A 22,020-nucleotide genomic window follows, 5' to 3' on the forward strand; every position below is an offset into this window, starting at 1 on the left:
TTTATCGTAAGATGGAAATAGCAATTATTTCTATTAGTAAATGAAATGCATTTTCTAATAGAGTACATCGTATTTTTACAGTCAATCTAGTTTTAGTGACGATAATCTGTAAAAACGGGACAAACAAGAGTATGGGAGTGGATTTTACATGTTTAAAATTCAAGAAGTTCGTGAATTAATTAAATTAATTGATAGCTCTAATATTGATGAATTTGAATACAAAAAAGATGGTACGACAATCAAAATGAAAAAGCGTGGTAATGAAGTTGTTGCGGTGCAAGCACCTGTAGCAAAACAAGTCGTGCAACCAGTAGCACCTGTTGAAGTTGAAACAACAGTAGCGGCAGCACAAGTGGAAGTACCAAAACAAGAAGAGCAAAAAGTGGTTCAAAATGAAAACCTACATAAAATTACATCACCGATGGTAGGTACATTCTATTCTTCATCTTCGCCTGATACACCTGCATATGTAAGTGTAGGAGACAGAGTATCAAAAGATTCTATCGTATGCATTGTTGAGGCTATGAAGTTATTTAATGAAATCGATGCAGATGTAGATGGGGAAATTGTTGAGATTCTTGTTAATAATGGACAGCTTGTTGAGTATGGACAACCGCTATTTCTTGTAAAAGCGTAATAAGGGAGTCTTTGTGATGATAAAAAAAGTATTAATAGCCAATCGTGGGGAAATTGCTGTACGAATTATTCGTGCTTGTAAAGAAATGGATATTGAAACAGTCGCAATTTATTCAGAAGCAGATAAAGAGTCACTTCACGTACAAATTGCTGATGAGGCGTATTGTGTAGGACCAACGATTTCGAAAGAAAGCTATTTAAATTTGACGAACATTATTAGTGTTGCGAAGTTAACAGGCTGCGATGCTATTCATCCAGGATACGGATTTTTAGCAGAGAATGCAGATTTTGCAGAGCTATGCCGTGAATGTAACTTGATTTTTATCGGTCCAAGTCCAGAAGCTATTTCAAAGATGGGCACAAAAGACGTTGCTCGTGATACAATGAAAGAAGCAGGGGTTCCGATTGTACCAGGTTCACAAGGGATTATTAAAAATACCGAAGAAGCGATCGAGCTTGCTAATCAAATTGGATATCCAGTTATTATTAAAGCAACTGCAGGTGGCGGCGGAAAAGGTATTCGTGTTGCACGCCATGAAGAAGAGCTTGTAAAAGGAATTCAAATTACACAGCAAGAAGCTAGTACCGCTTTTGGGAACCCTGGTGTATACTTAGAAAAGTACGTTGAAGATTTCCGCCATGTTGAGATTCAAATAATGGCAGATACACATGGAAATGCCATTCATTTAGGAGAGCGTGATTGTACAATTCAGCGCCGCTTGCAAAAACTACTAGAAGAAAGTCCATCACCTGCACTTGATGAAAATGTTCGCAAGCAGATGGGTGATGCGGCAGTTAAAGCGGCGGTAGCGGTTGATTATACAGGTGCTGGTACGGTTGAGTTTATTTATGAATATAGAACGAAAAGCTTTTATTTCATGGAGATGAATACGAGAATTCAAGTTGAGCATCCAGTTACTGAAATGGTAACAGGGATGGATTTAATTAAAGAACAAATTCGTGTTGCTTCTGGAGAAAAGTTATCGTTACAGCAAGAAGAAGTACAATTTAATGGTTGGGCAATTGAATGCCGAATTAATGCGGAAAACCCTGCCAAAAAATTTATGCCATCCCCAGGTAAAGTAGAAATGTACTTGCCACCAGGCGGATTTGGTATTCGCGTCGATTCAGCTGTATATCCGGGATATTCAATCCCACCTTTCTATGATTCGATGGTTGCTAAATTAATTGTTCACGGAAAAACACGTGAAGAGGCAATTGCAAAAATGAAGCGTGCACTCAGTGAGTTTGTCATTGAAGGCGTACATACAACAATCCCGTTCCATTTGCAATTGCTAGATCATCCTGATTTTGTAAAAGGTGAGTTTAATACGAAGTTTTTGGAAGAGCATGAACTTGTGACGCAGTGATACATTAAAGGAGGTTTTTTTTCATGGCTGAACATATGTTAGATATGGGTCAAGATACAACTCTTGGTAAAGTAGAAATTGCACCAGAAGTAATTGAAGTAATCGCAGGTATTGCAGCTGCTGAAGTAGAAGGTGTAGCGGCAATGCGTGGTAATTTTGCTACAGATGTTGTTGAGAAGTTAGGTAAGAAAAATCATGGTAAAGGTGTAAAGGTTGAATTAGCAAACGAAGATATTATCGTTGACCTTTATGTTGTAATGTATTTTGGCGTAGCAATTCCAGTTGTTGCACAAAAGATTCAAGACAACATTCGCCAGGCACTCTTTACAATGACAGGGCTTGAGCCAAAAGAAGTGAATGTTCACATCGTTGGCGTAACATTCGAAACACAAAAAACAGAAATTGAACCAGTGTAAGAATGAAAAAGGTGCCTAGTAACATAGGCATCTTTTTTATCGTTTCATTTCTTCACAAATTAAAACCCTCTAATTATTATACTATTTCAAAAAATAAGAAATCAAAAAGAAGATGTTTCGTTTTTCCAAAAAACGTACATTGTGATAAGATATGGAACTTGAAGTTAATCTTTTTATTATTTTTCAGCCTTGTAACCCGTGTATGAAACGATAAATTGTGTTATTATCATTGTATTATAAGGTTGGAAAATCAATGAAAACTGTAAGAGTAAGTGAATTGACGGCTTATAAATTATAATAATATAACAAAGCATAAGGAAAGACTTGAAGCATAAAGGAGAGTTACAATGAAACGTAGGACGGCTAGAGAAAGAGCTATGCAAGCATTATACCAAATGGATATTACAGGTGAATTAGAACCGAAAGTAGCGGTGGAAAACACGCTAGATGAAGGTGAAGAAACAAATGATTTTCTAGAATCACTTGTAGTAGGTTTTGTAGAAAATAAAGAAGTAATTGATGAAGCGATTCGTCAAAACTTAAAAAAATGGAAGCTGGAGCGTATTAGTATTGTTGATCGCAGTATTTTACGTGTAGCTGTGTATGAAATGAAATACATGGAAGAAATTCCACACAACGTAACAATTAACGAAGCGATTGAAATTGCTAAAACATTTGGGGATGAGGAATCTCGTCGTTTTATTAACGGCGTTTTATCTAATATAAAAGATACACTGTAATTTCTTTAAGGGGGAATCTTAAAATGGTAGCAGTAATCATCAAAGGAAATGAAGTTGCGGAGAAAAAACGAGCACAATTAACAGAAGAAGTTGTGAAGTTGAAAGAGCAAGGGATTGTACCAGGATTAGCAGTTATTCTAGTTGGAGAAGATCCAGCATCTCGTTCTTATGTAAAAGGAAAAGAAAAGGGCTGTGAACAAGTAGGAATCTATTCAGAGCTAATTGAACTTCCTGAAACAATTACTGAGGAGCGTTTGCTTGCTGAAATCGATCGCTTAAATGGCGATGACCGTATTAATGGCATTTTAGTGCAATTACCTTTACCAAAACATATTGAAGAAAAAGCTATCATTGAAAGAATTTCACCAGAAAAAGATGTAGATGGATTTCACCCAATCAGCGTGGGACGTATGATGACGGGACAAGATACATTCCTTCCATGTACACCGCACGGTATCGTAGAATTAGTAAAAGAAACAAATCTTGATATCTCAGGAAAACATGTTGTAGTAATTGGAAGAAGTAATATTGTCGGCAAGCCAGTGGGGCAATTGTTCTTAAATGAAAATGCAACTGTCACATATTGTCATTCTAAAACGCAAAATATGAAAGAGTTAACGAAGTTAGCTGATATTTTAATCGTAGCTGTTGGACGACCTAAAATGGTAACAGCTGATTATATTAAAGAAGGAGCGGTTGTAATCGACGTTGGTGTGAACCGTTTAGAAACAGGTAAACTTTGTGGTGATGTTGACTTTGACAACGTGTTAGATGTTGCAGGTTACATTACACCTGTGCCAAAGGGTGTTGGTCCAATGACGATCACAATGCTTCTTCATAATACTGTTGAATCTGCTAAGCGTGCAGGTGTCGTTTGTAAATAATTTGAGTCGGCTATGAGGAGAGAGAAATGGAAAAACAATATTTAACCGTTACAGCGTTAACACGCTATATAAAAACAAAAATAGAATATGATCCGCATTTGCAGTCTGTTTGGTTAAAAGGTGAAATTTCCAACTTTAAAAATCATAGTCGTGGCCACATGTACTTTACATTGAAAGATGAAAATGCAAGAATCGCAGCGGTTATGTTTGCGGGTCATAATCGTAATATTAAATTCAGACCTGAAAATGGGATGAAGGTACTTGTGAAAGGGAAAATTTCCGTTTACGAGGCGAGTGGTTCTTATCAAATTTATATTCAAGACATGCAGCCTGACGGAGTCGGAAACCTGCATTTAGCTTACGAACAATTAAAGGTTCGTTTAGAGGAAGAAGGTTTGTTTTCTCAAGTTTATAAAAAAACAATTCCTCCTTACGCTAAAACAATAGGTGTGATTACGTCGCCAACAGGGGCAGCGATTCGTGATGTTATAACAACGATTAAACGTCGTTATCCAATTGGAAATGTTATTGTGTTTCCGGTACTTGTACAGGGGGAGTCAGCAGCTCCCTCAATTGTACAAGCGATTCGTACAGCGAATGAAATGGGAGAGATAGATGTCCTAATCGTTGGGCGAGGGGGAGGCTCTATTGAAGAGTTATGGGCTTTCAATGAAGAAATGGTAGCAAGGGCAATCTTTAAGAGTGAGATCCCTATTATTTCGGCAGTAGGCCATGAAACGGACTTTACAATTGCGGATTTTGTTGCCGATTTACGTGCGCCAACACCGACTGCAGCAGCTGAGCTGGCAGTGCCTAACATTATAGAGTTACAAGAAAAGGTATTACAAAGAACTCTAAGATTGCAAAGAGCAATGAGAGAGTTAGTACATAAAAAAGAAGAAAAACTACAAGTATTGCAAAAATCTTATGCGTTCCGTTATCCAAGACAAGTATATGAGCAAAAAGAAGAGCAATTAGATAGAGCGTTAGAACAGCTTGTTTTAGCGAAAGAGCGCTATATTGATAAAAAGGTAAATCAGTTAAAACAGCTTTCATTTTATTTAGAGAAGCACCACCCAGCTCAAAAAATTATGCAAACGAAGGTAGCGGTTGAAACATTGCAAAAGCAATTGCAACGTGAAATGCAAACATTACTTCAAACGAAAGAATTTGCCTTTGTAAGAGCTGCCCAAAAACTTGAAGCGTTAAGTCCGCTTAAAGTAATGATGAGAGGGTACGGGCTTGTATATGATGAAGAGAAGCAAGTGTTAAAAAGTGTGAAAGATGTCAGCCTTGGAGATGCTGTTTCAGTTCAATTACAAGATGGAATACTAGATTGTAGCGTATCAGGCATAGAGGAGCGTGAATTGAATAATGGAAAATAAATTAAGCTTTGAAGAGGCAATTTCGCAACTTGAGCACCTCGTTTCTAAGCTAGAGCAAGGTGACGTACCTTTAGAAGAAGCAATTTCTTATTTTAAAGAGGGTATGGAATTATCTAAGCTTTGTGATGAGAAGTTGAAGAACGTACAAGAACAAATGGCAGTTATTCTTGGGGAAGATGGAGAGCTTGAACCGTTTACTGCTTTAGGAGATGAAGCATAGTGACTATTGCTTTTGATACTTTTTTGAAAGAAAGTAAAACTTTCGTAGAAGAGAAGCTTGTAAGCTATGCAAATGAATTACAATGTCCAAATGTACTTCGTGAAGCGATGGCATATTCTTTGGAAGCGGGTGGAAAGCGTCTCCGCCCGTTACTTTTATTTGCGACATTACAAGCGTTTGGTAAAGAAAGAAATCTTGGAATAGGTGCAGCTTGTGCTCTTGAAATGATACATACATACTCGTTAGTTCATGATGATTTACCTTGTATGGATGATGATGATTTAAGAAGAGGTAAGCCCACAAATCATAAAGTATTTGGTGAAGCGATGGCAGTTTTAGCAGGCGATGGTTTGTTGACGTATGCTTTTCAAGTTATTATGGCATATGAACAAAAGGAAATCTCTGCTGAAAAAAAAGTAAGACTTGTACTTGAGCTTGCAAAAGCGGCAGGACCAGAAGGAATGGTTGGCGGACAAGTGGCAGATATGGAAGCTGAAGGGAAACAGCTTACGATTGATGAGTTGGAGTATATTCATAAGCATAAGACTGGGAAACTACTTGAATTCGCTGTACTTGCAGGATCGATACTTTCTGATGCCACAGAAGAACAAGAAGAAAAGTTACTTGCGTTTGCAAAATATATCGGCCTAGCTTTCCAAATTCGAGATGATATTTTAGATGTGGAAGGAACCGAAGAAGAGATTGGAAAACCGATTGGTAGTGATGTTTCCAACGAAAAGAGCACATATACGACGTTATTTACTGTAGATAGAGCGAAGGATATTTTAGAAGAAACAATTGCAAAAGCAAAAGGTGCTATTGGTTCCTTGCAATTACAAGATGAATATTTACTATCTATTTGTGATTTGATTGCAAAACGTAATAACTAATATAACAGCGTTTCCATTTGTTGAGTCATTCATCATTTTATGATATAAATGTAGGAAAAGGTTTTTCTTTTCTTGTTATTGGCAAAAATATATGTAGATTACATTGCCGTTATCACTTCGTGTTAGCGGCTATTTTTTTCATCGCCTAAAGAAATATGGTTTATAATAGGATTAGGGCGCAATAGACTGGTTAATTGCAGGACAAGGTGAAAAATAAAAAAAGATAATTTCTTGTTTTGTGTAAATGTTTTTTATAATATTTGACATGTTGACAGATTATGAAATGAAAGTGAGTGATCCATGTGGATCTAACGCAAATTCAAAACCCTAGTTTTTTGAAAGATATGTCTATCGGTGAACTAGAGGGATTGAGTGAGGATATTCGTAAGTTTTTAATTGAAGAGCTCTCTCAAACAGGTGGACATATTGCACCTAATTTAGGTGTAGTAGAACTCACAATTGCTCTGCATAAATTATTTGATAGTCCGAAAGATAAATTTTTATGGGACGTAGGACATCAATCCTATGTACATAAAATTTTAACAGGACGTGCAAAGGAATTCGGTACATTAAGGCAATATCAAGGTCTATGTGGTTTCCCAAAACGTTGCGAGAGTGAGCATGATGTATGGGAAACTGGCCATAGCTCAACATCTTTATCTGCTGCAATGGGAATGGCTCTAGCACGTGATTTAAAGAAAACGAAAGAATATGTTATACCAATCATTGGAGATGGTGCTCTAACCGGCGGAATGGCTTTAGAGGCATTGAACCATATTGGACATGAAAAAACAGACATGATTGTTATTTTGAATGATAATGAAATGTCAATTGCACCAAACGTTGGTGCGCTTCATAATGTACTTGGACGTCTACGTACCGCAGGGAAATACCATTGGGTAAAAGATGAACTAGAGTATATATTAAAGAAAATCCCAGCAGTCGGTGGGAAAGTTGCTGCGACAGCAGAGAAAATAAAAGATAGTCTTAAATATTTACTAGTATCCGGTGTCTTTTTCGAAGAATTAGGCTTTACATATTTAGGTCCAGTTGATGGGCACGATTATGAAAAGTTATTCGAAACGTTGCAATATGCAAAGAAAACAAAAGGCCCAGTGCTTGTTCATGTTATTACGAAAAAAGGAAAAGGTTATAAACCAGCTGAGAGTGATGTTATTGGAACTTGGCATGGAACAGGACCTTATAAAATTGAATCAGGTGACTTCGTTAAACCGAAAGAAGTTGCACCAGCATGGAGTGCTGTTGTTAGTGATACAGTACTTAAGCTAGCGAGAACGGATGAGCGTATCGTTGCAATTACACCTGCAATGCCTGTTGGATCGAAACTTGAGAAATTCCAAAAAGAATTCCCGGATCGTATGATTGATGTAGGTATTGCAGAACAGCATGCTACAACAATGGCGGCGGGTATGGCAACGCAAGGAATGAAGCCATTCTTAGCGATTTATTCAACATTTTTACAAAGAGCATATGATCAAGTTGTTCATGATATATGTCGCCAAAATTTAAACGTCTTCATCGGAATCGATCGCTCTGGTTTAGTAGGAGCAGATGGTGAAACGCATCAAGGTGTATTTGACATCTCATTCTTACGTCATTTGCCGAATATGGTACTTATGATGCCGAAAGATGAAAATGAAGGGCAACATTTAGTATATACGGCGATGCAATATGAAGATGGACCAATCGCATTACGTTATGCGCGCGGTAATGGACTTGGTGTTCATATGGATGAAGAACTAAAGGCGATTCCAATCGGTACTTGGGAAACGTTAAAAGAAGGTACACAAGCGGCTATTTTAACATTTGGTACGACAATACCAATGGCAATGGAAGCAGCTGAGCGTCTTGAAAAGGCTGGAGTTTCAGTGAAAGTAGTGAACGCTCGCTTTATTAAACCGATGGATGAAGCATATTTACATGATCTCTTAGGGAAAAATATACCGATTTTAACGATTGAAGAAGCTTGCTTAATTGGTGGTTTTGGAACGGGAGTAGTTGAATTTGCATCTGAGAACGGGTACCATAGTGCGTTAATTGAACGAATGGGTATTCCAGACCGTTTCATAGAGCACGGTAGTGTAACAAAATTATTAGAAGAAATTGGTTTAACGACAGATGCTGTTGTAGACCGTATTCATACAATGATTCCATCAAAACAAAAAAGGGCGTAACAAATGAGTGCAAAAAAAGAAAGAGTAGATGTACTATTAGTAGAGCGAGGACTTATAGAAACACGTGAGAAAGCAAAACGCGCCGTTATGGCCGGACTTGTATATGCGAATGAGATGAGACTTGATAAGCCAGGAGAGAAGATCCCACAAGATACAGAGATTACGGTGAAGGGACAAGTTATGCCGTATGTAAGCCGTGGTGGTTATAAACTTGAAAAGGCATTGGAGACATTTCACCTGGATTTACAAGATAAAGTTATGATAGATATTGGTTCATCAACTGGTGGCTTTACAGATTGTGCGCTTCAAAACGGAGCGAAATTATCTTATGCATTAGATGTAGGATACAATCAACTTGCGTGGAAATTGCGTCAAGATGAGCGTGTTGTCGTAATGGAACGGACAAACTTCCGTTACGTGACACCAGCAGACTTAGAACGTGGTTTACCGCAATTTGCTAGTATCGATGTTTCATTTATATCATTAAAGCTTATACTGCCGGTTTTAAAAACAATGCTTATGCCTAATGGGGATGTAGCAGCGTTAATTAAACCACAGTTTGAAGCTGGAAGAGAGCAAGTTGGGAAAAAAGGTATCGTTCGTGATCGAAAAGTACATGAGGCTGTCGTAGAAATGATTGTCGACTTTGCTATAAAAGAAGGATACGACGTAGAAGGTTTAACATTCTCACCAATTACGGGCGGGGATGGTAATATTGAATTTTTAATTCATCTGAAATGGCATGGTGAACGTGAGAATGGCGAAAATCATTCTCCAGTTTCTATTGAGCAAGTAGTTACAGAGGCGCATGATGTCCTAAAGCAAAAAGGAAAAGGGGAATAACATATGTTGTTCCTCTTTTTGTTGTAATTGTATAATGATTGTAAAAACAATTGTGTACAAGCAACGAATAATAAGTTAACATAAATAAGTGAAGTATACCAATGTTTAAACTATGGTAAGAGATAGTGTGAGGTGCAAATGTATGAATAAAGGTCAGCGCCATATTAAAATCAGGGAAATTATTGCGAACAAAGAAATTGAAACACAAGATGAATTAGTTGATATTTTACGTAATGAGGGATTTAATGTAACGCAAGCAACAGTATCGCGCGATATTAAAGAACTGCACTTAGTGAAAGTGCCATTACATGATGGGCGCTATAAATATAGCTTGCCAGCAGATCAACGATTTAACCCGTTACAAAAATTAAAACGCAATCTAGTGGATTCATTTGTAAAATTAGACACGGCAGGACATATGCTTGTGCTAAAAACATTGCCTGGTAACGCTCATTCACTTGGAGCACTTATTGATCATTTAGAGTGGGATGAGATCATCGGAACCATCTGTGGTGATGATACTTGCTTAATTATTTGCCGTACACCTGAAGATACAGGTGTTGTCTCTGATCGTTTCTTAAATATGTTGTAAAAAAAAATCTTGTTTGCTTTCCTCTGTAAAGTGGAAAGTGAACAGGATTTTTTTATTGGTTAAAAATGTGAATTCTTAATTGTAATATAATATTTTCTTTGAATAAAATTAGAAAATAGGTGGATTGACCCGTAAAACAAATGTTTGGTACAATGGAGCGGTTAGAAAAGTAACTTATACATACAAACATATAGTTTGACTATTTGAATGAAGAACTGAGAAAAGCCCTTAATAGGGGATTAGTTTATAACGAGGTGAATGGGGCATTGTTATCGGAATTATCGATTAGAAACTTTGCTATTATTGAGGCATTAAATATTTCTTTTCAAAAAGGGTTAACGGTTTTAAGTGGTGAAACAGGGGCCGGAAAATCGATTATTATTGATGCGATTAGTTTACTTGTAGGTGGCCGTGGTTCAGCGGAATTTGTTCGATACGGAACAGAAAAAGCTGAGATAGAAGGGCTATTTTATGTAGAAGATGATAAGCATCCGTGTATTGAAAAGGCAGAAGAGTTGGATATAGAAATAGAAGACGGCATGATTATTTTGAAGCGTGATATCGCTGCAAACGGAAAAAGTGTATGTCGTGTAAATGGGAAACTGGTCACCCTTAGTATATTAAAGGAAATTGGAAAAACACTTGTTGATATTCATGGGCAGCACGAAACACAAGATTTAATGAATGAAGAGCGTCATATGTTTATGCTTGATCATTTTGATGGAGATCGCATTGTTAAACAATTGGGTATATATCAAAATGTATACGCTGACTATGAGAAATTAAAAAAACAGTTAAAATCGTTAAGTGAAAATGAACAACAAATGGCGCATCGCTTAGATTTAATTCAATTCCAGCATGAAGAAATCAGTAAGGCGGATTTAAAGATGGATGAAGAAATTGAATTAACTGAAGAACGATTGCAAATTTCTAATTTCGAAAAAATTTACAAAGCATTAGGCGATGCATATCGCTCATTAAGCGCTGACGGACAAGGGTTAGATAATGTACGAAGCGCAATGGGACAAATGGAGAGTATTACACATTTAGATGAAGTTTATCAAGAAAATCATGATTCAATTGCAAATAGCTACTACTTATTAGAAGAAGTTGCATATCAACTTAGAGAAAAGCTCGATATGATGGAATATGATCCGAAGCGTTTAGACGAAATTGAAACGCGTTTAAATGAAATTCGTATGCTAAAGAGAAAATATGGAAATACTGTAGAAGAGATTTTAGCGTATGCTGATAAAATTGAACAAGAAATTTTTACGATTGAAAATAAAGACGTTCATATTGAAACGACGAAGAAGCAATTAAAGGAATTAGAAAGTGTTATTCTGCAAGAAGCAACGTCGTTAAGTAATATGCGTCATGAGCTTGCAGAGCATCTTACAAATGCCATTCATCAGGAATTAAAAGAATTATATATGGAGAAAACAAAATTTGAAGTGAGAATCATGAAGAGAGAAGGAAATGCTGAAGAGCCTCTTGTTGAGGGTGCCCCGGTAAGACTTACGGCGGATGGCTACGATCATGTGGAATTTTATATTTCAACAAATCCAGGTGAGCCGCTAAAACCACTTTCAAAGGTCGCTTCTGGCGGAGAGCTATCTCGTATTATTTTAGCTTTAAAAAGCATTTTTTCTAAGCATCAAGGTGTTGCATCTGTTATTTTTGATGAAGTGGATACTGGTGTAAGTGGTCGGGTTGCACAGGCTATTGCGGAAAAAATTTATCGAGTATCAGTAAACTCGCAAGTACTTTGTATTACGCACTTACCTCAAGTAGCTTCAATGGCGGATTCACATTTATTTATTCGAAAACAAGTAGCGAATGATCGGACAATTACATCAGTTACCGTTTTAACTATGGAGGATAAAGTAACAGAAATAGCTCGAATGATTTCTGGTGTGGAAATTACAGATTTAACGACAGAACATGCGAAAGAATTACTTACGCAAGCGCATCATTTTAAACAGACAGCAGAGGCTATCCAGTAATGGATAGCTTTTTTTCTCAAATAATGATTTCTTAATTCTTCCGGTTATAAATAAAGCACTGCAAGGAGAGATTAAAAAGTGAAGCCAAGAGGCTGAATGTGGGGTAGGAGCGAGGAGAGTGAACAAATTGAGATTAGAAAGATTTCGCAAAATAATAGGTCTTTGTCTCCTTGTTTCTTTAGTTTTTATTGGGTGTTTTAAACCGCTTCGGACGTTTATTTCATCCCCGAAGCAACTTGTTGTTTTTGAAGGGCAACAATCAGAAATAGCTTCATTACCAGTTTTTCACGCTTCATCTACAGATCGTCATGTGTTTACAGTAAGTTCCAATGAACAAAAACAAGGACTTATGGTAAATCCTCATCAAAATGGTGAAGCAGATATGGTGTTTCAGCTTGCTGGTTTTCCAGTGAAAAAAGTAAATGTGAAAGTATTGAAAGATTTTAAAGTTATTCCAGGTGGACAATCAATTGGTGTGAAGTTAAATACAAAAGGGGTACTTGTTGTAGGCCATCATTTAATTCAAACTGAAAAAGGGAAAGTATCTCCTGGTGAAACAGCTGGTGTGCAAATTGGAGATATGATTACTGAAATTAATGGTAAAACAATTGAAAGAATGAGTGATGTAGCACCATTTATTCATAATAGTGGTGAAACAGGTGAACCGCTTAATCTTGTTTTGTTAAGAGATGGAAAACATATCCGCACTAAGTTAACACCACAAAAAGACAGTGGAGAATCGTCTTATCGTATTGGTTTATATATTCGTGATTCGGCAGCTGGAATCGGAACAATGACATTTGTTCATCCTGATTCTATGAAATATGGGGCACTTGGTCATGTCATTTCTGATAACGATACGAAAAAGCCGATTCAAGTCGAAGATGGACAAATTATGCGTTCGACAGTTACATCAATTGAAAGAGGTAGTCATGGGAATCCAGGAGAGAAATTAGCGAGGTTCTCACCAGATCGTGAAGTGATTGGTAATATTACAATAAATAGTCCATTTGGTATATTCGGGAAATTGAATACAAATATACCAAATGGCGTAATGGATAAAGCGATGCCTATTGCACTATCTCATCAAGTAAAAGAGGGACCGGCAAAAATATTAACAGTTATTGATAAAGATAAAGTGGAAGCGTTTGATATTGAAGTTGTAAGTACAGTACCGCAAAAGTTTCCAGCTACAAAAGGCATGGTAATAAAAGTAACAGACAAACGTTTATTAGCGAAAACGGGTGGTATCGTACAAGGCATGAGCGGAAGTCCAATTGTACAAAACGGGAAAGTAATTGGTGCTGTTACACATGTATTTGTAAATGATCCAACGTCAGGATATGGTGTTCATATTGAATGGATGTTACATGAGGCTGGAATTAACATTTATGAACAAGAAAGAAAAGCGAGCTAATTATTAATTAGCTCGCTTTTCTTTTGAAAAATTCGTTGAAATTTTGTAAAAGCTCCGCAAGAGGTGTTTTTTGTTGTAAAATAAAAGAAAAGGGTTGAACGTTTCGTTGTATTTCTATGATGGAATGTGTTGCGAAAGGGAATAAATGAACGATAAACATATTTTTTTGTGATTTTATCGGAAAGTAACAAACTTTAAAAGGGAATTTTCACACAATTGTCGAACAATTCATGTAGCCTAGAAGGATACACATGTCGGAGAATCGATTCGGTAAGGGAGGAAAAGCTGTGGAGAAAATTAAAGTCTGTCTTGTAGATGATAATAAAGAATTAGTATCAATGCTAGAGAGTTACGTAGCTGCTCAAGATGATATGGAAGTAATCGGTACTGCTTATAATGGTCAAGAGTGTTTAAATTTATTAAATGATAAGCAGCCGGATGTACTTGTTTTAGACATTATTATGCCACATTTAGATGGTTTAGCTGTACTAGAGAAAATGCGAAATATTGAAAGGCTAAGACAGCCTAGCGTAATTATGTTGACAGCATTTGGACAAGAAGATGTGACGACAAAAGCTGTTGACTTAGGTGCTTCATATTTCATATTAAAACCATTTGATATGGAGAATTTAACGAGTCATATTCGTCAAGTGAGCGGTAAGGCGAACGCTACCATTAAACGTCCACTTCCATCTTTCCGTTCAGCAACTACAATAGATGGAAAACCGAAAAACTTAGACGCGAGCATTACGAGTATCATTCATGAAATCGGTGTGCCTGCTCATATTAAAGGGTATATGTACTTAAGGGAAGCAATCTCTATGGTGTACAATGATATCGAATTACTTGGATCTATTACGAAAGTATTGTATCCAGATATCGCGAAGAAATATAATACAACAGCAAGCCGCGTCGAGCGTGCAATCCGTCACGCAATTGAAGTAGCATGGAGTCGTGGGAATATTGATTCTATTTCGTCCTTATTCGGTTATACAGTATCCATGTCAAAAGCAAAACCTACGAATTCCGAGTTCATCGCAATGGTTGCGGATAAGCTGAGACTTGAACATAAGGCTAGCTGAGAGTAAAGATAGTAAGGGATTTAAGTTTTAGTAAAGCTTAATCATTCTTTAAATTTATACCCGATATTAAATGTAAAACCAATGAACTTTTTATTTAATGACCAATGAATTTTAGAATTCGTTGGTCTTTTTATTTTATTGAGAACAAGAGATCATTTGATATCATGGAAGATAAATCCTGTTTTTAGTAATATTACATATAAGTGAGTTTTTTTATAAGATAATTAAATAGGTATAGATAGGGAGAAGGGGAATGAAAAATAAAATATTAACTTGGCTAGGAATAGTAGCAGCTATGGGAGTTCTTGCTGTTGCAGTTACATTTGGAATGTTACAACTTGCCGATAATCCAGTAGATAAAGAAGTGAATGCTCAAATAGATAAAAAAGAAGATCCAACGATAGTAGGTAGAGAGGTAGATGGAGTCTTTGTTGATGTGTATGTTACTGAAAATTCTACTGAAAGCGAAGTCATTACAGTGATGCATCACATGACTCATCAAAAAGTAGTGGCAGAACGAAAATCAGAATCCAGTCCAATGATTCGAAAAAATGCTGAAAAATTAAAAAATATCATAAATAAGAGTGGCTTTGCGAAAAAAAATGAGCTTTTAGAGATTGCTGATAGATGGGCGAAAAAAGATTTTAGTCAAATTGTAGAAGATCACAATTATTTCTCGGATGCCCAAGAAGGTAGCACTTGTAAAGCCACTAGAGCGATGGATGCGGTAGAAGAGCAACATTATATTTTAACTACATTCGGGGAGGAAAAAGCGAAAGAACTATACGATTCAGGAGATGCGCCACATGTGCAATAAAATGAACCTTTAATTAGTAGGGCTCCCATCCCGCACCTAACGCCATTGTCAAATTGTGTGCCGGGATTCTTACTGCCTGTAAATAGTGAGATAAACTATAGATTACGAAGAAGCTTCCTTTTAGGGAGTTTTTTTATTTCCTTCGATTTAAGGGGTTTGAGGGAATATATAAATTTATGTGAAAAAATGTAGTGAAAAGAAGGATATGTACAGGAAATACGTGGGTTTGACATCATAATCTCTATAACGTATCATTGATTGGGAAAAGTTAGAGATATAGGAGAATGGATGAATGACTTTAAAAAAAATAGTGAATCGAGCTTACCCAATCATTGTTATGACGGTGTTTTTATCTATATTTTCAATGATAGTAAGTAAATTTTTTATCCCCAAAACAATTTTGATGAGTGGTGAATTTCCTTATCCGACTGAGGAGTACACTCCCAAAAAAGTCGGTGCTGTTCTAGCGGCGACGTTGCTTTTATTTGCGCTCTTCTTTATGTATTATAAATGGGTTATTAATAAAATGAAAAGAACGTACACAAATATTATGATTGCTTTAGGTATCGTAATCATTTTGACGACGGAAATAATGATTACTTCTATCGCATTTAACCCTGTTGTAGGAGATTATGCCATCCTTAAACAAGGAATTGTCTCTGTGTTTAATGGAGATAATCAATTTTTAGAAATGGGACAGCTTCTATTTTATCCATATAATACACATATTGTATTATTAGGAGGATATTTTGCTAAATTGGTAGGAAGCGTAGATGTGGCGATAAAAATATTACCAATAGTATGTATAACGGGTAGTATTATTTTAAATGTATTGATTGTAAGGAAAATTACAAACTTTAAAGTTGCTCACATATCGATCGTGTTATCTGTGCTAAACATTTTTATATATTGGCAGGCGCCAGTTTTCTATACGCATACATTAGTAATATTTTTTATTTCAGCAACGATGTATACATATTTATGTTTGAAAACAGCGGAAACAAAAAGGCTGAAGACTATTTTATGGATTTTATTAGGAGTTTTTGCGGCTTGTACTTATATTATAAGACCGACAGCATTGGCGGTAGCGTTAGCGATTTTAATTGAAAATATTTTTAAATTTCGTAAGGAGTATTCTGTAAAGGTGTTAAGTAGTGTTTTATTTTGTTTAATCCTTATTGTAAGTTTTAAAGGTATAACGACAAAGCTAAATCTCAGTACCGATAATGAAATTGAAAAAATTCCATTCACTCATTGGGTGAAAATGGGGTTGAACAAAGATACGTACGGTGTGTGGAATCAGGCAGATGCAGATTATATTGATGATGAAAACATAAAGAATACGAAGGATTTAAATGAACACAATAAAACAGTTATAGTGCAGCGTTTCAGTGAACTTGGTGTAACGGGTTATGTACACCATTTAAATGAAAAAATAACTAGAGAATGGGTATCAAGTCAGTTCTCCATGTACCGTATTGGACAGTGGTTTGAGCAGAAGAACGACACGATAACTAATTACGTATCGAACTATAGTACAACGAAGTATAAAATCGTTACTGTATATTCGTATGTTATCAAATTATTTGTTTATGTAGCTGTTCTGGCGGCTGTTATACTTTATAAAAAGAAAGATGAAAATGAATCGGAAGTTATACGAATTGCGATGATTAGTACGTTAGGGGTGTTTACTTTCTTATTACTATGGGAAACAGCTCCTCATTATACTTATGAAGCATTTGCATTTATGAATATTCCAGCTTCTTTAGGGTTGTATAAATTGTTTATGATTTTTAATAAAGAAAAGAAACATGCATAATTTGAGTAACTGAAATGAGTAGTAAGAAACCCCTCTTTTATTAAAAGAGGGGTTTTAATTTATTGATTATAAATGTTTGAAGAAAAGATTAAATGGAATCATAGTATATCTGTTAAAGGATTTTAGTAGGGAAGTCATCCGTGATATAATAGAAAATAATAAAAAGCCCTGCAAAACAGGACTGTATTATTCTTCGTCTTTATTTTGTTTTTCTAATTCAACTAACTTTTGAATTAGAATGTGCTGCGGCATATGCATAAGTTGTTCAAGTGGAACACCTAATGCTTTTGATAGGCGGACTGCAGTGTCTGGAGAAATTTGTAATGGTCTCATAGAAGTACCTCCTTTTTCGTATAGTATAGCATAAGATTGGGGGAGTGAGGATGACTCTTATATTTGCACATCGTGGTGCAGCGGGAACGTACCCAGAAAATACAATGATTTCATTTGAAGCAGCTGAATCTTTTAGAGCAGATGGAATTGAGCTTGATGTTCAATTAACGAAAGATGGAAAAGTTGTCGTCATTCATGATGAAACAGTGGACCGGACAACAAATGGAAAAGGTGCGGTTCGTAATTATTTATATGAGGATTTATGTAAATTAGATGCGAGCTATAAATTCGGTGATAAAGTAGGCTTTTGTAAAATACCCCTTTTAGAAGAGGTGTTAGAATGGATTGATAAAACAGAGCTGCTACTTAATATTGAACTGAAAAATAATAAAATTCCATACAGAGGTTTAGAGGAAGAAGTTATAACGCTTGTACGGAAATGTAATCTAGAAGATCGTGTTATATTTTCTTCATTTAATCACTACAGTATGAAAAGGTGTCATATGATGGCTCCTGATATTCAAACAGCGATTTTATATCGCGAAGGTTTGCATAGTCCGTGGGCGTATGCGAAAAAAATGGGCGCTACAGCAGTGCACCCTAATTATCGTTATCTTCAAGATGCTGTTGCTGAATTAACGATGGAAAGTGGTGTAGAGGTTCGGCCCTATACAATAAATGAAGAAACGCTTATGCGTAAATATTTTGATATGAATATTTCGGCGATTATTACTGATTACCCCGAAACAGCAAGAATGTTATTGCCAATAAAAAAATGAGACCGCGTGTAACGGTCTCATTTTTTATTTATAAATAGTGGGGCCTTCCTACCTTCTAAAGCGAGCTTGTACTTTATTTCGTTTACGGTCTCGGTGTAAGACGAAGCCTCCGAAGATATAAAACCCGAGCCCGAAGCAGAGAGCGCCGATTAAAAATTGTAACCATAGTATAGAGAGTGGAGGAAATAGAATCCCGAATACAGTATCTCTCATTAACTTAATGCCAAACACAGCTAATGAAATAGGGATGAGTGCTAATGATAGAGCAAGGTAACGCTGCATATAAACGCCCCTTTTCAGATTGTTTTGTTTATTTCAATGATGTTATATGAAAAGGGGGTTTGTCAAGAGGGGGCTGAACGAGTAATATAAGGGTGTGAAAAATTTTGCAGAGATACTTCGAGAGGAAGTGTAATATATGAAACAAAAAGTTTTAATTGTTGGTGCAGGTGAAGGTGGTAGTACACTGCTGAATCTGTTACAAAGTTCAAATATATTTCAAATTATAGGGATTATTGATATAAATCCGATAGCAAAGGGATTACAAATGGCTAAGGAATATGGGGTTACAATTGGAGAGAGTGTAACGCCGTTTCTTTCTATGCATATTGATGTAATGTTTGATATGACGGGTGACGATGATTTACATAAAGATTTAATAAAGAAAAAGCATAAAGATACTCTTCTTATACCAGGTGATATTGCGAAAATTGTTACGAGATTAGCACATGAGAAGGAAAGTTTAATTGGAAAGTTAGAAGAACAGACGCAGCAAGGGGATTTAATTTTAAATTCTACGCATGACGGTATGATTGTGATTGATCGAGAGGGACAAGTACGCCTATTTAATAAAAGTGCAGAGCGTATTATCGGATATAAAAAAGAAGATGCGGTAGGGAAATATATTTTAGAAGTTATTCCGACTAGTAAGTTGCTTCGTATTATACGTACGAAACAAATAGAAGTAAATTATGAACTGACATTAGAGAATGAAAAGAAAATTATTACAACCCGTATTCCAATATTAAAAGAGGGAGGAGAGGTACAAGGGGCATTTGCGATTTTTAAAGATATAACAGAGGTTGTAGATCTTGCGGAAGAAGTTACAGATTTAAAGGAGATTCAAACGTTACTTGAGGCGATTATCAACTCGTCTGAGGAAGCAATTTCGGTCGTGGATGAAAAGGGAAGAGGATTAGTAATTAACCCTGCGTATACGAAATTAACAGGTTTAACAGAAGAGGACATTATTGGGAAACCGGCTACAACTGATATTGTAGAAGGTGAAAGTATGCATATGAAAGTACTTCGAACGCGTAGGGCGGTACGCGGAATACATATGAAGATTGGACAAAAGAAGCGTGATGTAATTGTAAACGTAGCGCCAGTTATAGTGGATGGGATATTGAAAGGAAGCGTTGGTGTAATTCGTGACGTATCAGAAATTCAAAAGTTAACAAATGAATTGAATAGAGCAAGGCAAATTATTCGAACGTTAGAAGCGAAATATTCATTTGATGACATTGTCGGAAATTCAGATGAAACAACGGCCGCTATTGAACAGGCGAAACTTGGAGCGAATACACCAGCAACAGTATTACTACGCGGAGAATCTGGAACGGGTAAAGAATTGTTTGCACATGCAATTCATAATGGAAGTAATCGAAAATATAATAAATTCGTCAGGGTAAACTGTGCTGCTATTTCCGAGACTTTATTAGAAAGTGAATTATTCGGTTATGAGGAAGGTGCATTCTCAGGAGCAAAAAGAGGCGGAAAACGAGGTTTTTTTGAGGAAGCGAATAACGGTAGTATCTTTTTAGATGAAATAGGAGAATTGTCTGCAAATACGCAAGCGAAACTCCTTCGCGTGTTGCAAGAAAAAGAAATTGTAAAAGTTGGTGGAACGAAAGCGATACCTATAAATGTCCGGGTAATTGCAGCAACACATGTGAATTTAGAAAAGGGCATTCTAGAAGGAGAGTTTAGAGAGGATTTATATTATCGATTAAATAAAATTCCAATTCAAATTCCGTCTCTTCGTCAGCGAAAAGGAGATATACCGGCAATTGCAGACAGATTGATTCAAAAAATTAACCAAGATTATGGTCGGAATGTAGAGGGGCTCACTGATTCGGCTATTTCATATTTACAATCATATGAATGGCCAGGAAATGTGAGGGAGCTTGAAAACATTTTAGGACGAGCTATTATCTTTATGAATTATAACGAAATATATATTGATGTCCATCATTTACCACCTTTACATACAGAGGAGCAGACTGAGGTAAAACAAAATAACTTATTACCTGAATTAGAAGAAAAGCCACTTGAACAATTAGTGACAGAGTTTGAAGGGCATATCATTCATGAATGTTTAGAGAGGTTTGATGGAAATAAAACAAAAACTGCAAGAGCATTAGGAATTTCGGTTCGAAATTTATATTACAAGCTAGAAAAATATGAGTGTGCAAAAAATAGCATGCAATAAATTGCGTACCGTGCAATTTATTGCATGGTATACAAAAAGCGACAAAACAAGACAGAATGTTTCGTTATTTTCCAAAGTATTGATTTTACTGCATTTTGAATGCGTTTTCATTATTGGTAAGACCACTTTTGAAAGTTGGCACGGTATTTGCTTTATAAATAGACGAGGGACGACGGAAAGGGTTGATTACAAAATATGAAGTTAGAACACTTAATTGATCAAGCAGCAGGACAGCCTAAAAAAACTGTGGCTGTAGCAGTAGCAGAAGATCATGAAGTAATTGAAGCTGTAGCGAAAGCAATTAAATTACAGCTAGCTCAATTTCGTCTATATGGAAATCAAGAAAAAATAATGGGGATGCTACAAGAACATGGTTTACAAACTTCAGAACACATTGAAGTGATTGCAGCAGCGTCAAGTGCTGAGGCTGCAGAACTTTCTGTTAAAGCTGTAAGAAATGGCGAAGCAGATGTGCTTATGAAGGGAAACATCCCAACAGCAAATATTTTGAAAGCTGTATTAAATAAAGAGTGGGGACTTCGTAAAGGTAGCGCACTTTCACACGTTGCAGCATTTGAAGTTCCAAATTACGATCGTCTTATCTTTGTTACAGATGCAGCGATGAACATTGCACCTGATGTAACACAAAAAGCTGCTATTATACAGAATACTGTAGAAGTTGCCCAGGCAATAGGAATAGATTTGCCAAAGGTAGCACCAATTGCAGCAGTAGAGGTTGTGAATCCTGCGATGCAAGCGACAATTGATGCCGCGATGTTAACTCAAATGAATCGCCGCGGACAAATTAAAAATTGTGTCGTTGATGGACCACTTGCTTTAGATAATGCAGTATCACAAATTGCAGCAGAACATAAAGGCATAGTAAGTGATGTAGCAGGTAAAGCAGACATTTTACTCGTCCCAACGATTGAAGCTGGAAATGTGCTGTACAAATCACTCGTATACTTTGCGGATGCAAAAGTAGGAGCTATGATTGCTGGCGCAAAAGCACCGATTGTTTTAACATCTCGTGCTGATTCAGCAGAAACAAAAGTATATTCATTAGCATTGGCAGTTACGACTGCTTCAAAATAAACCAAACAGG

General features: G+C 36.4%; 21 protein-coding genes. 19 read left to right on the forward strand and 2 right to left on the reverse strand.

Annotated features, from left to right (window positions below; translation table 11 throughout):
• Positions 1-148: 148 nt before the first annotated feature.
• The 16 genes from accB (at position 149) to DT250_RS10860 (ending at position 17,312) form a co-directional block, all read left to right on the forward strand.
• Complete coding sequence (accB, locus tag DT250_RS10780; RefSeq protein WP_000472875.1) at positions 149-637, forward strand: acetyl-CoA carboxylase biotin carboxyl carrier protein; 489 nt, start codon at positions 149-151, stop codon at positions 635-637.
• Positions 638-653: 16 nt separating this feature from the next.
• Entirely contained in the window at positions 654-2,006 is a 1,353-nt protein-coding gene (gene accC / locus DT250_RS10785) for an acetyl-CoA carboxylase biotin carboxylase subunit (protein WP_000592872.1), read from the forward strand.
• Positions 2,007-2,029: 23 nt separating this feature from the next.
• Positions 2,030-2,422, forward strand: coding sequence for an Asp23/Gls24 family envelope stress response protein (locus tag DT250_RS10790; RefSeq protein ID WP_000807630.1), 393 nt, complete (start codon positions 2,030-2,032; stop codon positions 2,420-2,422).
• Positions 2,423-2,769: 347 nt separating this feature from the next.
• Complete coding sequence (nusB, locus tag DT250_RS10795; RefSeq protein ID WP_000830244.1) at positions 2,770-3,162, forward strand: N utilization substance protein NusB; 393 nt, start codon at positions 2,770-2,772, stop codon at positions 3,160-3,162.
• Positions 3,163-3,185: 23 nt separating this feature from the next.
• Positions 3,186-4,046 carry a bifunctional methylenetetrahydrofolate dehydrogenase/methenyltetrahydrofolate cyclohydrolase FolD gene (gene folD / locus DT250_RS10800; RefSeq protein ID WP_000226735.1) on the forward strand — a complete coding sequence of 287 codons (861 nt, stop codon included), beginning with the start codon at positions 3,186-3,188 and terminating at the stop codon, positions 4,044-4,046.
• Positions 4,047-4,072: 26 nt separating this feature from the next.
• Positions 4,073-5,431 (forward strand): exodeoxyribonuclease VII large subunit, encoded by a 1,359-nt coding sequence (xseA, locus tag DT250_RS10805; RefSeq protein WP_078182749.1) that lies wholly within the window; start codon positions 4,073-4,075, stop codon positions 5,429-5,431.
• Complete coding sequence (xseB, locus tag DT250_RS10810) at positions 5,421-5,651, forward strand: exodeoxyribonuclease VII small subunit (protein ID WP_000428423.1); 231 nt, start codon at positions 5,421-5,423, stop codon at positions 5,649-5,651. Before xseA ends, xseB begins: the two co-directional genes overlap by 11 nt.
• Positions 5,651-6,541, forward strand: coding sequence for a (2E,6E)-farnesyl diphosphate synthase (ispA, locus tag DT250_RS10815; RefSeq protein WP_000150365.1), 891 nt, complete (start codon positions 5,651-5,653; stop codon positions 6,539-6,541). Before xseB ends, ispA begins: the two co-directional genes overlap by 1 nt.
• 302 nt (positions 6,542-6,843) lie before the next feature.
• Positions 6,844-8,736, forward strand: coding sequence for a 1-deoxy-D-xylulose-5-phosphate synthase (gene dxs, locus DT250_RS10820; protein WP_046956368.1), 1,893 nt, complete (start codon positions 6,844-6,846; stop codon positions 8,734-8,736).
• Between the two features lie 3 nt (positions 8,737-8,739).
• Complete coding sequence (locus DT250_RS10825; RefSeq protein ID WP_149213041.1) at positions 8,740-9,579, forward strand: TlyA family RNA methyltransferase; 840 nt, start codon at positions 8,740-8,742, stop codon at positions 9,577-9,579.
• A gap of 142 nt (positions 9,580-9,721) precedes the next feature.
• On the forward strand, positions 9,722-10,171 hold the full coding sequence (gene argR, locus DT250_RS10830) for an arginine repressor ArgR (protein WP_001032581.1): 450 nt from the start codon (positions 9,722-9,724) through the stop codon (positions 10,169-10,171).
• Positions 10,172-10,437: 266 nt separating this feature from the next.
• Positions 10,438-12,177 (forward strand): DNA repair protein RecN, encoded by a 1,740-nt coding sequence (gene recN / locus DT250_RS10835; protein ID WP_000947743.1) that lies wholly within the window; start codon positions 10,438-10,440, stop codon positions 12,175-12,177.
• A gap of 118 nt (positions 12,178-12,295) precedes the next feature.
• The gene (gene spoIVB / locus DT250_RS10840; protein ID WP_048546381.1) at positions 12,296-13,594 is read left to right on the forward strand and encodes a SpoIVB peptidase; all 1,299 of its coding nucleotides are present in this window, start codon (positions 12,296-12,298) and stop codon (positions 13,592-13,594) included.
• A gap of 287 nt (positions 13,595-13,881) precedes the next feature.
• Entirely contained in the window at positions 13,882-14,676 is a 795-nt protein-coding gene (gene spo0A, locus DT250_RS10850) for a sporulation transcription factor Spo0A (RefSeq protein ID WP_033658812.1), read from the forward strand.
• 253 nt (positions 14,677-14,929) lie between these two features.
• Complete coding sequence (locus DT250_RS10855) at positions 14,930-15,493, forward strand: PRK06770 family protein (RefSeq protein WP_149213042.1); 564 nt, start codon at positions 14,930-14,932, stop codon at positions 15,491-15,493.
• A gap of 292 nt (positions 15,494-15,785) precedes the next feature.
• Entirely contained in the window at positions 15,786-17,312 is a 1,527-nt protein-coding gene (locus DT250_RS10860) for a glycosyltransferase family protein (protein ID WP_149213043.1), read from the forward strand.
• Between the two features lie 186 nt (positions 17,313-17,498).
• Here the strand turns inward: DT250_RS10860 and DT250_RS10865 are convergent, their stop codons facing one another.
• Positions 17,499-17,645, reverse strand: a complete 147-nt coding sequence (locus tag DT250_RS10865) for a YycC family protein (protein ID WP_001247671.1) — start codon at positions 17,643-17,645, stop codon at positions 17,499-17,501.
• Between the two features lie 50 nt (positions 17,646-17,695).
• Here DT250_RS10865 and DT250_RS10870 point away from each other — a divergent pair, with 50 nt between their 5' ends.
• Positions 17,696-18,424: a glycerophosphodiester phosphodiesterase gene (locus DT250_RS10870; RefSeq protein WP_048546379.1), complete on the forward strand. Its 729-nt coding sequence runs from the start codon at positions 17,696-17,698 to the stop codon at positions 18,422-18,424.
• A gap of 48 nt (positions 18,425-18,472) precedes the next feature.
• Here the strand turns inward: DT250_RS10870 and DT250_RS10875 are convergent, their stop codons facing one another.
• Positions 18,473-18,706 carry a DUF2627 domain-containing protein gene (locus tag DT250_RS10875; protein ID WP_001190198.1) on the reverse strand — a complete coding sequence of 78 codons (234 nt, stop codon included), beginning with the start codon at positions 18,704-18,706 and terminating at the stop codon, positions 18,473-18,475.
• A gap of 136 nt (positions 18,707-18,842) precedes the next feature.
• Between DT250_RS10875 and DT250_RS10880 the strand changes: the two genes are divergently transcribed.
• The gene (locus tag DT250_RS10880; protein WP_048546377.1) at positions 18,843-20,915 is read left to right on the forward strand and encodes a sigma-54 interaction domain-containing protein; all 2,073 of its coding nucleotides are present in this window, start codon (positions 18,843-18,845) and stop codon (positions 20,913-20,915) included.
• A gap of 195 nt (positions 20,916-21,110) precedes the next feature.
• Positions 21,111-22,010, forward strand: coding sequence for a phosphate butyryltransferase (yqiS, locus tag DT250_RS10890; RefSeq protein ID WP_000763066.1), 900 nt, complete (start codon positions 21,111-21,113; stop codon positions 22,008-22,010).
• The last annotated feature ends 10 nt before the right edge of the window (positions 22,011-22,020 follow it).

Source organism: Bacillus sp. AR2-1 (assembly GCF_008368755.1).
Lineage (GTDB): Bacteria > Bacillota > Bacilli > Bacillales > Bacillaceae_G > Bacillus_A > Bacillus_A wiedmannii.